The sequence below is a fragment of the Serratia sp. BNK-12 genome (assembly GCF_047456085.1).
Classification (GTDB): domain Bacteria; phylum Pseudomonadota; class Gammaproteobacteria; order Enterobacterales; family Enterobacteriaceae; genus Serratia; species Serratia liquefaciens.
The window spans coordinates 2,275,564-2,288,949 of record NZ_CP179896.1; the positions used below are offsets into that span (position 1 = coordinate 2,275,564).

12 protein-coding genes are annotated in these 13,386 nt (G+C 53.4%); 8 read left to right on the forward strand and 4 right to left on the reverse strand.

Translation table 11 applies throughout. From position 1 onward, the window contains the following. The first annotated feature begins 83 nt into the window (after positions 1-83). Together topA and cysB are read left to right on the forward strand one after the other, a co-directional pair. Complete coding sequence (gene topA, locus ACMGG1_RS10505; protein ID WP_020827133.1) at positions 84-2,681, forward strand: type I DNA topoisomerase; 2,598 nt, start codon at positions 84-86, stop codon at positions 2,679-2,681. Between the two features lie 360 nt (positions 2,682-3,041). After that, positions 3,042-4,016 carry an HTH-type transcriptional regulator CysB gene (gene cysB / locus ACMGG1_RS10510; protein WP_020827132.1) on the forward strand — a complete coding sequence of 325 codons (975 nt, stop codon included), beginning with the start codon at positions 3,042-3,044 and terminating at the stop codon, positions 4,014-4,016. Between the two features lie 105 nt (positions 4,017-4,121). Here the strand turns inward: cysB and ACMGG1_RS10515 are convergent, their stop codons facing one another. Next, positions 4,122-4,724: a hypothetical protein gene (locus ACMGG1_RS10515; RefSeq protein WP_414161357.1), complete on the reverse strand. Its 603-nt coding sequence runs from the start codon at positions 4,722-4,724 to the stop codon at positions 4,122-4,124. A 273-nt stretch (positions 4,725-4,997) separates the two neighbouring features. On the opposite strand from ACMGG1_RS10515, the gene ACMGG1_RS10520 reads away from it, so the two are divergent. Next, entirely contained in the window at positions 4,998-5,099 is a 102-nt protein-coding gene (locus tag ACMGG1_RS10520) for a YmiA family putative membrane protein (RefSeq protein ID WP_236591409.1), read from the forward strand. A 307-nt stretch (positions 5,100-5,406) separates the two neighbouring features. Further along, positions 5,407-8,079, forward strand: a complete 2,673-nt coding sequence (gene acnA / locus ACMGG1_RS10525; protein WP_128865181.1) for an aconitate hydratase AcnA — start codon at positions 5,407-5,409, stop codon at positions 8,077-8,079. Positions 8,080-8,127: 48 nt separating this feature from the next. On the opposite strand, the gene ribA is transcribed toward acnA, so the two are convergent. Continuing rightward, the gene (gene ribA / locus ACMGG1_RS10530; protein ID WP_041415420.1) at positions 8,128-8,721 is read right to left on the reverse strand and encodes a GTP cyclohydrolase II; all 594 of its coding nucleotides are present in this window, start codon (positions 8,719-8,721) and stop codon (positions 8,128-8,130) included. A 278-nt stretch (positions 8,722-8,999) separates the two neighbouring features. Here ribA and pgpB point away from each other — a divergent pair, with 278 nt between their 5' ends. The 3 genes from pgpB to lapB all read left to right on the forward strand — a co-directional run bounded on the left by pgpB (position 9,000) and on the right by lapB (position 11,538). Next, positions 9,000-9,770, forward strand: a complete 771-nt coding sequence (gene pgpB, locus ACMGG1_RS10535; protein WP_130016736.1) for a phosphatidylglycerophosphatase B — start codon at positions 9,000-9,002, stop codon at positions 9,768-9,770. A gap of 289 nt (positions 9,771-10,059) precedes the next feature. Next, positions 10,060-10,362, forward strand: coding sequence for a LapA family protein (locus tag ACMGG1_RS10540; protein ID WP_020827127.1), 303 nt, complete (start codon positions 10,060-10,062; stop codon positions 10,360-10,362). Between the two features lie 6 nt (positions 10,363-10,368). Next, on the forward strand, positions 10,369-11,538 hold the full coding sequence (lapB, locus tag ACMGG1_RS10545) for a lipopolysaccharide assembly protein LapB (RefSeq protein WP_020827126.1): 1,170 nt from the start codon (positions 10,369-10,371) through the stop codon (positions 11,536-11,538). 57 nt (positions 11,539-11,595) lie between these two features. On the opposite strand, the gene ACMGG1_RS10550 is transcribed toward lapB, so the two are convergent. Both ACMGG1_RS10550 and bhsA read right to left on the reverse strand, forming a co-directional pair. Further along, entirely contained in the window at positions 11,596-11,892 is a 297-nt protein-coding gene (locus tag ACMGG1_RS10550) for an Arc family DNA-binding protein (RefSeq protein WP_122079493.1), read from the reverse strand. Positions 11,893-12,062: 170 nt separating this feature from the next. Then, positions 12,063-12,323, reverse strand: a complete 261-nt coding sequence (bhsA, locus tag ACMGG1_RS10555; protein ID WP_048758666.1) for a multiple stress resistance protein BhsA — start codon at positions 12,321-12,323, stop codon at positions 12,063-12,065. Positions 12,324-12,651: 328 nt separating this feature from the next. Between bhsA and pyrF the strand changes: the two genes are divergently transcribed. After that, entirely contained in the window at positions 12,652-13,380 is a 729-nt protein-coding gene (gene pyrF / locus ACMGG1_RS10560) for an orotidine-5'-phosphate decarboxylase (RefSeq protein ID WP_187961439.1), read from the forward strand. Positions 13,381-13,386: the final 6 nt, after the last annotated feature.

Here is a 13,386-nt window from a genome sequence, read left to right on the forward strand (position 1 = left end):
TATAAAAAAGAGATATGAATCGCTGCGGCACGGCGAGATAAAAGACTTCTTTTTAGAAGAAATAAAATTAGGTAAAGGTAAATATGGGTAAAGCTCTCGTAATAGTTGAGTCCCCGGCAAAAGCCAAAACTATTAATAAATACTTAGGTAATGACTACGTGGTGAAGTCCAGCGTCGGTCATATCCGTGATTTGCCGACCAGTGGCTCAGCCAGCAAAAAGAGCGCTGACTCAACCGAAAACAAAGCCAAGAAGAAAGTTAAAAAAGATGAGAAGACGGCGCTGGTAAATCGGATGGGCGTCGATCCTTACCATGGCTGGGAAGCGCAATATGAAATTCTGCCGGGTAAAGAAAAAGTTGTCGCCGAGTTAAAGTCGTTAGCGGAAAACGCTGACCACATTTATCTCGCAACCGACCTTGACCGCGAAGGGGAAGCCATTGCCTGGCACCTGCGGGAAGTGATTGGGGGTGACGACAAACGCTTTAGCCGCGTGGTGTTTAACGAAATTACCAAGAACGCGATCCAAAATGCGTTCAAACAGCCGGGTGAGCTGAATATCGATCGTGTTAACGCACAGCAGGCGCGTCGTTTTATGGACCGCGTTGTGGGTTACATGGTTTCGCCACTGCTGTGGAAGAAAATTGCCCGTGGCCTGTCGGCTGGGCGTGTGCAATCCGTTGCGGTACGGCTGGTGGTAGAGCGTGAACGCGATATCAAAGCCTTCGTGCCGGAAGAATATTGGGAATTGCACGCCGATTTGTTAGCGAAGGGCGATACCGCGCTGCAAATGGAAGTTACGCATGCCCACGACAAACCTTTCAAGCCGGTTAACCGCGAGCAGACTCACGCCGCGCTTAAACTGCTGGAAAAAGCCCGCTATACGGTACTGGATCGCGAAGACAAACCGACCAGCAGCAAACCGGGTGCGCCTTACATTACTTCCACGTTGCAGCAGGCAGCCAGTACCCGTCTGAGCTTTGGCGTGAAGAAAACCATGATGATGGCCCAGCGTCTGTATGAAGCCGGTCACATTACCTATATGCGTACCGACTCCACCAACCTGAGCCAGGATGCGCTCAACATGGTGCGGGGTTACATCGGCGAAAACTTCGGTGACAAGTACCTGCCGAAAGCGCCGAACCAGTACAGCAGCAAAGAAAACTCGCAGGAAGCGCATGAAGCTATCCGACCTTCGGATGTGAACGTGCTGGCCGAACAGTTGAAAGACATGGAAGCGGATGCGCAGAAACTGTATCAGCTGATTTGGCGCCAGTTCGTCGCCTGCCAGATGACCCCGGCGCAGTACGACTCCACCACGCTGTCGGTTAAAGCCGCTGATTACCTGTTGCGCGCCAAAGGCCGTACGCTGCGTTTCGATGGCTGGACCAAAGTGATGCCTGCGCTGCGCAAGGGCGATGAAGACCGCACCTTGCCGTATGTAGAAGTGGGCAGCGAGCTGGAACTGCAAAAGCTGATCCCAAGCCAGCACTTTACCAAACCACCTGCACGTTACAGTGAAGCCTCGTTGGTAAAAGAGCTGGAAAAACGCGGTATCGGCCGCCCATCTACCTACGCTTCGATTATCTCAACCATTCAGGATCGTGGCTATGTGCGGGTCGAAAGCCGCCGTTTCTACGCCGAAAAAATGGGCGAGATCGTTACTGACCGTCTGGAAGAAAACTTCCGCGAGCTGATGAACTATGACTTCACCGCCCGCATGGAAGATGGTCTGGACCAGGTAGCGAACAACCACGCCGAGTGGAAAGCGGTGCTGGATGAATTCTTTGCCGAATTCAGCGAACAGCTGGAAACGGCGGAAAAAGATCCTGAAGAAGGCGGTATGCGCCCGAATCAGATGGTGATGACCAGCATTGACTGCCCGACCTGCGGTCGCAAGATGGGCATTCGTACCGCCAGCACCGGCGTGTTCCTGGGCTGTTCCGGCTATGCGCTGACGCCGAAAGAACGCTGCAAAACCACCATTAACCTGGTGCCGGAAACGGAAGTGCTGAACGTTCTCGAAGGGGATGATGCGGAAACCAACGCATTGCGTGCCCGCCGTCGTTGCCAGAAATGCGGCACGGCGATGGACAGCTACCTGATCGATAACCAGCGCAAGCTGCACGTGTGCGGTAATAACCCGGCGTGTGACGGCTACGAGATCGAAGAGGGCGAATTCCGCCTGAAAGGCTATGACGGCCCGGTAGTGGAGTGCGATAAATGTGGTTCCGAAATGCACCTGAAAATGGGGCGCTTCGGCAAGTACATGGGATGCACCAACGAGAACTGCAAAAACACCCGCAAGATCCTGCGTAACGGTGATGTTGCACCGCCGAAGGAAGATCCGGTTCCATTGCCGGAACTGCCGTGCGAAAAGTCGGATGCTTACTTTGTTCTGCGTGACGGCGCAGCCGGGGTGTTCCTGGCGGCCAATACCTTCCCTAAATCGCGCGAAACCCGTGCGCCATTGGTGGAAGAACTGGCTCGCTTCAAGGATCGCCTGCCTGAAAAACTGCGTTATCTGGCAGATGCGCCGGTAACGGATGCGGAAGGCAACAAAACCATGGTGCGTTTCAGCCGTAAAACCAAACAGCAGTATGTCTCTTCGGAGAAAGACGGCAAAGCCACCGGATGGTCCGCTTTCTACATCGATGGCAAGTGGGTTGAAGGCAAAAAGTAAATTTACAGCCTGAATGCAACATGAAAAAACCAGCCCCCGTGGCTGGTTTTTTATTGGCTAAAGCCGGTGAACAGATCTATTCTTTGCTGTTTTTTCCATCCTGGCGCTGGGGTTTCGCGTTGATCGCAATGCAAAATAATCGTTACCATAGTGTGACGCGGATCTATACTTGAAGCTGTGGCGTGATATAGTGGTTATATAAAAAGTTTTTTTATGATTAAAGCTTATTAGCAACGGCGGTTTCTTCAGCCTCTGAGTGAAACACTGTGTTCATGGCTTATTCGTTTTCAGCATACCGGGGCGACACCGATATACCTGGCTGCGGCTCAACGCAGTGTTTAACCTAGGATGGTATAAGATATGAAATTGCAGCAGCTTCGTTACATCGTGGAAGTGGTTAACCACAACCTGAATGTCTCCTCGACGGCAGAAGGGCTTTACACCTCACAGCCCGGCATCAGCAAGCAGGTACGGATGCTGGAGGATGAGCTGGGTATCCAGATTTTCGCCCGCAGTGGCAAGCACCTGACTCAGGTCACCCCGGCAGGATTGGAAATCATCCGTATTGCGCGTGAAGTTTTGTCCAAAGTGGATGCGATCAAAGCCGTCGCCGGCGAGCATACCTACCCGGACAAAGGCTCGTTGTACGTGGCGACCACCCACACCCAGGCGCGCTACGCGCTGCCCAACGTCATTAAAGGCTTTATTGAGCGCTATCCGCGAGTCTCTCTGCACATGCATCAGGGATCGCCGACGCAAATTGCGGAAGCCGTCTCCAAAGGCACGGCAGATTTCGCCATTGCCACTGAAGCGCTGCACCTCTACGACGATTTAATCATGCTGCCGTGCTATCACTGGAACCGCGCGGTAGTGGTGAAACCCGATCATCCTTTAGCCGGTAAAAGCCACATTACCATCGAAGAACTGGCAGCTTACCCGATCGTGACCTATACCTTCGGCTTCACCGGCCGCTCTGAGTTGGATACGGCATTCAACCGTGCCGGACTGACACCGCGCATCGTATTTACGGCTACCGATGCCGACGTGATTAAAACATACGTGCGTCTGGGCCTTGGGGTGGGTGTGATCGCCAGCATGGCGGTGGACCCGATACAAGACCCGGATCTGGTGACGGTGGATGCTCGTGATATCTTCACCTACAGCACCACCAAAATCGGCTTCCGTCGCAGCACCTTCCTGCGCAGCTATATGTACGATTTTATCCAGCGTTTTGCGCCACACCTGACGCGTGACGTGGTCGACAACGCGGTTGCACTGCGTTCCAACGAAGAGATCGAAGCGATGTTCAAGGACATCAAGCTGCCGGAAAAATAAGCCGGTAATCTAACGACTAGCAAAAAGATTTATGCAGCAGGAGAGGCACGTTCTCTCCTGCTTTCCCCTCTTACTGACTTCCTCCATTCAGGCTTTAGCGCTCAGTTAACCGCCTTTTGCCAGTTTACGCTGTACTGAAAGCAGGGTGCGCCGTCGGATCCACCCGCTGGCGGGACGGATCATCGCCCAATAGCCGGCAAGCCGCGCTTTAACCTGCGGTGTCGGGCACCAGATAAAGGTTTCGGTACGCAGCATAGCGAGCCCGGGAGCCTCCGGGATAACCTTAAAACGCAGCACCAGTTTTGCGGCTTTCTGGTCGTTAAATTGGTGAAAATCCTCTGCAGTTGCCAGTTTATTGACGCCCAACATAGGCCGCCAAAAACGCCCGGCCAGCCCCAGCGAGACTTCATGGCTGTCCTGATGGAGCAGGGTAAAGGTGTCGAAGCCAAAGGCCGCTGGCGGCGTGGTGAGCTCGGTTTTGAAGAGCCGTTGGCGCACCGTACCCGGCAGTTGGCGTAGCATCAGCAGCCTGCGGATGATCGGGTCTTCCGCCATATCCAGCGATAACACCGCTTGAATAATGGCTTCGGGTGCAGCGTCGATAGGTTCTGACTGGTGTTTTTCATAAAAACTGAACGCGGGAAGATAAGCCGAAGCATCTTGCCAGCCTCGACACTCTTGTTCACTGACGAATCCCAAAAATGCCACTGCGTCTCCTTAAGCTTAAATTATGCCTCCACCACCGTCGAAAAGTGTAGACCTGGACGCGGGAGTATTGCCGTTGGATCTCGGCCGGCAAACAGTTTGCATTTTATGCCATGTCCCGACGAGATTTAAACCTGCTGAATATTAAGCCTTTTCCAGTGTTGGTACGAGCGCCATATTGAGGTGGAAATACCTGGCATGAGATTTCCCTGATATGGCCGTCGTTCAATGTGATCCATAATCCCCCTCTGTTTGTTTGGATACAGGGATGTTGGTGTGAACGATAAGGACATTAGACGTAAAGCTTGGCAAGCCGTGTTCATGATCAGTGGTTTGTTCTGGCTGTTGGTGGGTTCATTGGTCTGCTGGTTGATCTAAGCCCCTGGCCTAAATAAATCCCATCCCGTAGAAACCTTCATTTTTTGACCTTTCCTGACTCGCCGTGTTTGCCAAGACGGGAGGGTAATCCCTTCCTTTGGCCTTGCCTGTGCCACATATCCGACCAGTTTAGCGTCGTTTCCGCGTTAATCCGCTGCCCGAACAAGTACTTACCTCCGTTGATTGTTCTTGCCTATCGTTATGATCAAAACGTGTTGTTATCAAAACGTTACGTCATCTTTGTGTTATCTTTAAATAAGACCTCAGTGATTACCCTGTTTTAGACATAATAAGAAATGGAGGAGCTATGTCGTCCGATCTTCGTGAAACGAGTATGGATAAGCTGGTGGCGCTCAATACTGAGTATGGCTATTTCAGCCTGCCATTGGCGGCAAAACAGTTGGGCAACATCGACCGACTGCCAAAATCAATGAAAGTACTGTTGGAAAACTTGCTGCGCCATGTGGATGGCGACACCGTGCAGGTTGACGATCTGAAAGCTATTGTTGGCTGGTTGCAAACGGGCCATGCCGATCGTGAGATTGCCTACCGTCCGGCCCGCGTGCTGATGCAGGATTTTACCGGAGTGCCTGCGGTCGTAGATTTGGCTGCGATGCGTGAAGCGGTGCAGCGGTTAGGCGGGAACGTTGACCAGGTCAACCCGCTGTCACCGGTCGATTTGGTGATTGACCACTCGGTCACCGTTGATGAGTTCGGCGATGACGACGCTTTTGAAGAAAACGTGCGCATTGAAATGGAGCGCAACCACGAGCGTTACACCTTCCTGCGTTGGGGGCAAAAAGCCTTTAACCGCTTCCGCGTTGTGCCGCCGGGCACCGGTATCTGCCACCAGGTCAACCTGGAGTATCTCGGCCAAACCGTATGGCACACGGACGAGAGCGGGCAGCGTATCGCTTACCCGGATACCCTGGTCGGTACCGATTCTCACACCACCATGATCAACGGTCTGGGCATTCTGGGCTGGGGTGTGGGCGGTATTGAAGCCGAAGCGGCGATGTTGGGTCAACCGGTGTCTATGCTGATCCCTGACGTGGTGGGCTTTAAACTGACCGGTAAGCTGAGCGAAGGCATTACCGCCACCGATCTGGTGTTGACCGTGACCCAAATGCTGCGAAAACACGGCGTGGTGGGGAAATTTGTCGAGTTTTACGGTGACGGCCTGGCAGACCTGCCGTTGGCCGACCGGGCAACCATTGCCAACATGTCGCCAGAGTTTGGCGCGACCTGCGGCTTCTTCCCGGTGGACGAAGTGACGCTGGGTTACATGAAACTCAGTGGCCGTAGCGACGAGCAAATCGCACTGGTAGAAGCCTATGCCAAAGCGCAAGGCATGTGGCGTAACCCGGGCGATGAACCGGTGTTTACCAGCACGTTGGCGTTGGATATGTCGACGGTGGTCGCCAGCCTGGCAGGGCCGAAGCGCCCTCAGGATCGCGTGGCGCTGCCGGACGTGCCTAAGGCGTTCAACGCCGCGACCGAACTCGAGATCGGCAATCAGCATCGCAAGTCCGAATTCAAAACCTTCACTTTGAACCAACAGCAGCATGAGCTGCATAACGGCGCGGTGGTTATCGCGGCCATTACTTCTTGCACCAACACCTCGAACCCCAGCGTAATGATGGCAGCCGGCCTGTTGGCGAAGAACGCGGTTAACAAAGGTTTGCGAACCAAGCCTTGGGTGAAAACCTCGTTGGCACCGGGGTCCAAAGTGGTGACTGACTATTTTGACAGCGCCAAACTGACCTCCTACCTAGAGGAACTCGGTTTTAATCTGGTCGGTTACGGCTGTACCACCTGTATCGGTAACTCCGGGCCATTGCCTGATCCGATCGAGCAGGCGATTAAAGAGGGTGATTTGACCGTAGGGGCGGTGCTATCCGGCAACCGTAACTTTGAAGGCCGTATCCATCCACTGGTTAAAACCAACTGGTTGGCTTCACCGCCGCTGGTGGTCGCTTATGCGCTGGCTGGCAGCATGAAGATTGATCTGACCAAAGAGCCTCTGGGCGAAGGTCACGACGGGCAGCCGGTCTATCTGAAGGATATCTGGCCGAGCAGCAAAGATATTGCCCAGGCGGTGGAAGAAGTTCGCACTGAGATGTTCCATAAGGAATACGGCGCGGTATTTGACGGTGACGCCAACTGGCAGTCGATTCAGGTTGCCGGCTCGGCCACCTACCAATGGCAGGGCGATTCTACCTATATTCGGCATCCGCCATTCTTCAGCACCATGAAGGTGAAGCCGGATCCGGTGCAGGATATCAAGGATGCGCGCATTCTGGCGATCCTGGCCGACTCGGTGACCACCGACCATATCTCTCCAGCGGGGAATATCAAGCGTGACAGCCCGGCGGGACGTTATCTGAGCGATCATGGCGTTGCGGCGCAGGATTTTAACTCCTACGGCTCTCGCCGTGGTAACCATGAAGTGATGATGCGTGGCACCTTTGCCAATATTCGTATCCGTAACGAAATGGTGCCGGGTGTCGAAGGGGGCTACACGCGCCATATTCCGTCGCAGAATCAGTTGTCGATCTATGACGCCGCCATGCAGTATCAACAAGAAGGCGTGCCGTTGGCGGTGATTGCCGGTAAAGAATACGGTTCAGGCTCCAGCCGTGACTGGGCGGCGAAGGGGCCGCGGTTGCTGGGTGTTCGGGTGGTTATTGCCGAATCCTTTGAACGTATTCACCGTTCTAACCTGATTGGGATGGGCATTCTGCCGCTGGAATTCCCGGCAGGCGTGACGCGCAAAACGCTGGGGCTGAGCGGTGACGAGCAGATCAGCGTCAGCGGGCTGCAAACGCTGCAGCCGGGGCAGACGGTGCCGGTACATATCACCTATGCCGACGGGCGCAAGGAAGTGGTGAATACCCGTTGTCGTATCGATACTGGCAACGAGCTCACTTACTATGAAAACGACGGTATCCTGCACTATGTGATCAGGAAAATGCTGTAATAAAAAAGGGCGCCTTATTCGGCGCCCTGATTTTTTCCCGCAGGGAAATTACTTCTGGTCCAGCAAATGGCCCATTTTGGCTGCCTTGGTGGCCAGGTAACGTTCGTTCTTCGGATTGCGGCCAACGATCAGCGGCACGCGCTCGGTGATGTTGATGCCGGCTTCCGTCAGGATCTCAACCTTTTTCGGGTTGTTGGTCAGCAAGCGTACCGCATCCACGCCCAACAGCTTGAACATGTCGGCGCACAGGGTGAAGTCGCGCTCATCGGCGGCAAAGCCCAACTGATGATTGGCCTCTACCGTATCAGCGCCTTTGTCCTGCAATGCATAAGCGCGGATTTTATTCAGCAAACCGATATTGCGACCTTCCTGACGATGGTAGAGCAGGATACCGCGACCTTCTTCTGCGATATGCTCCAGCGCCGCTTCCAACTGAAAACCGCAGTCGCAGCGCAGGCTGAATAATGCATCACCGGTCAGACACTCAGAATGTACGCGTGAGAGTACCGGCGTCGCGCCAGAGATATCACCGAACACCAGCGCCAAATGGTCGTGTCCGGTAGCCAGTTCTTCGAATCCTACCATCAGGAAATCGCCCCAAGGTGTTGGCAATTTGGCCTCTGCCACCCGTTTAAGCTGCATGTTGCTCTCCACAAATACATCCGATTCAATCATGGTTGCGCATCCTACTTCCGGTTCGGTGAACTGACCAGTATTAAAATGCGCAACGACGATCGGCATTTCGTTAATTATCGGCTATTTTGCCATAACTTCTTGCCCTGCGGTGCTCAGCAAACCAGCATCCGGCGTTTTCAGCCAACTATTATTGCGATAGGTTTTTTATCTGTTTAATTTTTAGAGTGTTATCGATATTGCAAGATTGTTACACTGCAAATTGGCTTAAGCAAAGGACGATAGGAATGTTTGAGATAGCAAAACGTACGGCCGCAGGGGCAATAGTTCTGTTGCTGATGCCTTTGGCGGTGTGGCTTTCCGGCTGGCAATGGCAACCGGGGGGCGACGGACGTCTTCTGAAAGGTCTGTACTGGCTGACCGAAACGGTCACTTCCCCCTGGGGCATTATCACCAATATCATTCTTTGCGCCTGGTTCCTGTGGTGCCTGCGTTTTCGCATCAAGCCGGCCATTGGCCTGCTGGTGCTGCTCAGCGCGTCGATAATGATTGGCCAGGGCGTGAAGTCCTTTATCAAGGACCGGGTACAAGAGCCACGGCCTTTCGTGCTGTGGCTGGAATCAGCCCATCAGATTGATGAAAAGTACTTCTACTCACTCAAGCGCAAAGAGCGGGGGGCGTTGGTCAAAGAGCAACTGCAGGACCAGCCGCTGGTGCCCGTATGGTTGCGCGAACATTGGCAGTTTGAGACCGGTTTTGCGTTTCCTTCGGGCCATACCATGTTTGCCGCCAGTTGGGCGCTGCTGGGCGTGGGGTTGCTGTGGCCGCGTAGGCATTACAAGACCGTGGCGATACTGATGGTTTGGGCAGTAGGGGTGATGGGGAGCCGTTTGTTGCTGGGGATGCATTGGCCGCGTGATCTGGCGGTGGCGACCTTGATTAGCTGGTTGCTGGTCACCTTGGCCTGTTGGCTGGTGCAACGCTGGTTCGGGCCTTTGACACCGCCTCCGCAGGAGCAACAGGAAATTGCGGAAAGAACCCTGACCCATAAGCATTAGGTGACCGCGTCACTTTTAACGGCGTCAACATGGCGCCGTATTAACCGCTTACATAAGACCTTCATTGCAATTCGCACTAATGCCCCCATATCTTGATTAATCTATTATTTTGAGACGCTCTCTCATAAATTTGTCCGGGAGTGCCGTTTACTGTCGAATATGCCAGCATATATATGGTTTTATCGTGCCTCAGGGTTTCCCTGCTACGACGGGAAATGCTAACTTATTAGTTAGGGACGCCACGTATTGGCATAGTTCATCCGATTAACTCGGCATCGCGGGAAAGAATGTGAAATATTTGCTGATTTTTTTGTTAGTTCTGGTGATCTTCGTGATTTCTGTCACGTTGGGCGCGCATAACGATCAGGTGGTGAGTTTTAACTATCTGGTTGCGCAGGGCGACTATCGCGTATCGACTCTGTTGGCGGCGTTGTTTGGCGCCGGTTTTGTTCTCGGTTGGGTCATTTGCGGCCTGTTTTATCTGCGCACCCGTATTGCGCTGGGGCGTGCCGAACGCAAAATCAAAAGGCTGGAACTGCAGCTTGAACAACCTGCTGAGCCGGCAGCTCAGTCCGTTGTCAGCAAGGAATAATCTTCTATGTTAGAGCTGCTGTTTCTGTTGCTGCCCGTGGCTGCCGCGTACGGATGGTACATGGGGCGCAGAAGTGCTCAACAGGATAAACAACAGGAAGCCAACCGTCTGTCGCGCGAGTACGTGGCCGGGGTTAACTTCCTGCTCTCCAACCAGCAGGATAAAGCGGTCGATCTGTTCCTTGATATGTTGAAAGAGGACAGCAACACCGTTGAAGCCCATCTGACGCTGGGTAACCTGTTCCGTTCGCGTGGTGAAGTCGACCGCGCTATCCGCATCCATCAGGCGCTGATGGAAAGCGCTTCCCTGACCTTCGAACAACGTTTGCTGGCCGTGCAACAGCTGGGCCGCGACTACATGGCCGCTGGCATGTACGATCGTGCCGAAGACATGTTTGGCCAACTGGTTGGCGAAGAGGATTTCCGTCTTTCTGCGCTACAGCAGCTGTTGGCGATCCATCAGGCCACCAGCGACTGGCTGAAAGCCATCGACGTGGCGGAAAAACTGGTCAAATTAGGCAAAGACAAACAGCGCGTCGAGATCGCACATTTTTATTGCGAACTGGCCTTGCAGGCGATGGGCAGCGACGATCTCGATAAAGCGATGGGATTATTGAAACGCGCGGCTTCGGCAGATAATCAGTGTGCGCGTGTATCTATCATGGTGGGACGTATTTATATGGCCCAGGGTGAGTACGCCAAGGCGGTTGAGTCGCTACAGCGCGTACTGAATCAGGATAAAGAACTGGTGAGCGAAACCCTGCCGATGCTGCAAGAGTGTTACCAGCATCTGGAACAGCAGCAGGGTTGGGCGGACTTCCTCAAACGCTGCGTGGAAGAGAATACCGGCGCTACTGCGGAACTGATGCTGGCGGAAATAATTGAGCAGCATGAAGGGCGTGACGTGGTGCAGGTGTATATCAACCGCCAGCTACAGCGCCACCCGACCATGCGAGTATTTTACCGCCTGATGGATTACCACCTGGCGGACGCAGAGGACGGCCGTGCGAAGGAGAGCCTGTTATTGCTACGCGATATGGTCGGCGAGCAAATTCGGACCAAGCCGCGTTATCGCTGTCATAAATGCGGTTTTACCGCTCACTCTCTGTATTGGCATTGCCCGTCATGCCGGGCCTGGTCATCGGTTAAACCGATCCGCGGGTTGGATGGACAATAGCGACAATAAAAAACGGGGCCTAATCAGGCCCCGTTTTCTTATGATCACTAAACCGACTTATTTTTTCTTGCCGGCCTTCGCGCTACCTTTCAACAGCTGACGCAGCTTCTTCAACTCTTTCTGATTCAGCGGTTGCTCAACTTCTTCTTCAATCCCCTGATTATCGATTTCGCCATGATGCAACTCGGCTGCTTTTTTAGCCGGTTTTTCCGCTTTGGTCGGAAGATCGAAGCTGCTTTCTAGACGCTGGCAAACCTCGGCACTCAGAGAGAGTTGATTATCGGCAGCAATGGCACGAATTTTTTCTTTGAGTTCCAGAGGAATTTTAATGGTTAATGTAGATATCTCGCTCATTTTGAAGCCTTTCTGCGGGAGGATTGCCTTCAAGCTAAGCCACTATGGGGAGAGAGTCTAGTGTGTAATAAAAATTTAATATTTTTGTAACATTACGGTGCGGGAATAGCGAACGATCTGGCGGGGGAAATAAAGTAAAGCCCGGCGTGCCGGGCCCTATACCTAATAGCTTATTTGTAGATAACTGCGGTACCACTCAGCATGTTGTTACCACCGGCAGAAATGATGCGGTAGCTGCTGGCGCCTTGGGCGTCGGCTTTAGCGGCCAGTTTGGCTTCCAGGCCACTCAGGGTAGTGGCATGACCGGCGGAAACGACGCCTGAAGCGGTCAGGCTGCTGGCCTGTTGCTGATCCACCGGCTCAGCGGCGAAGGTAGCGAAAGAGGTCATGGCGATAACGGCTGCTGCTGCAAAATATTTGATGCTTTTCATGAGAGACTCCAGTCTGTTTGTTTAGGTTGGAAGGCGTATGCTTCCGATGTGTTGAATAATAAAGCATCCGAAGGGATTTAAAATCTGATAATGCTGAGCATGTTGTTCAAATTATTTGATTTATAATTTACGCATCTTTACGGCGGTTTACGCAGGCTGGGTTAAGGGCGGTCAGGGGTTATTGACGCTTGATGACGTACGAGGGGATAACATTACTTAAGCGCAGAGCGCGCTGCGGCTGGGATTTCTGTCGGCCGGCATGTAGAATGCGGCGGTCAGTTTGGCGGGTTATTACCTATTTATGTCCATTTTACAGAAGGTAGAAGAAATGAAGTCTGAAAATAACATCAATAACAATGACTTAAAATCATCTCCGATCATCGTTGCGCTGGATTACGCAGATATTGGCGCGGCACTGGCATTTGCCGATCGTATTGATCCGCAGGACTGCCGGTTAAAAGTGGGCAAGGAAATGTTCACCCTGTTTGGGCCGCAGCTGGTGCGCGATTTACACTCGCGTGGTTTCGACGTGTTCCTGGATTTGAAATTCCATGACATTCCCAACACCACCGCCCGTGCCGTTGCTGCTGCGGCCGAGTTGGGTGTATGGATGGTGAATGTTCATGCCAGCGGTGGTGCACGCATGATGACCGCAGCGAAAGAAGCATTGCAGCCCTATGGCGCTCAGGCCCCGTTGCTGATCGCCGTCACCGTGCTGACCAGCATGGAAGCAGAAGATCTGCGTGGTATCGGTATCGAACTTTCTCCGGCCGAGCATGCGGAGCGCTTGGCACGTCTGACCCGCGATTGTGGGTTGGATGGCGTAGTTTGTTCAGCGCACGAAGCCGAGCGTCTCAAAGCTGCCTGTGGCCAACAATTCCAACTGGTGACGCCGGGCATCCGTCCTGAAGGCAGCGACGCCGGCGATCAGCGACGCATCATGACGCCGGTACAGGCGCAAGCGGCTGGCGTTGATTATATGGTGATTGGGCGCCCGATCACCCAATCCGCGGATCCGGCCGCTACGCTAAGTGCGATCCGCGCTTCTCTGGCTTAAGGAGAC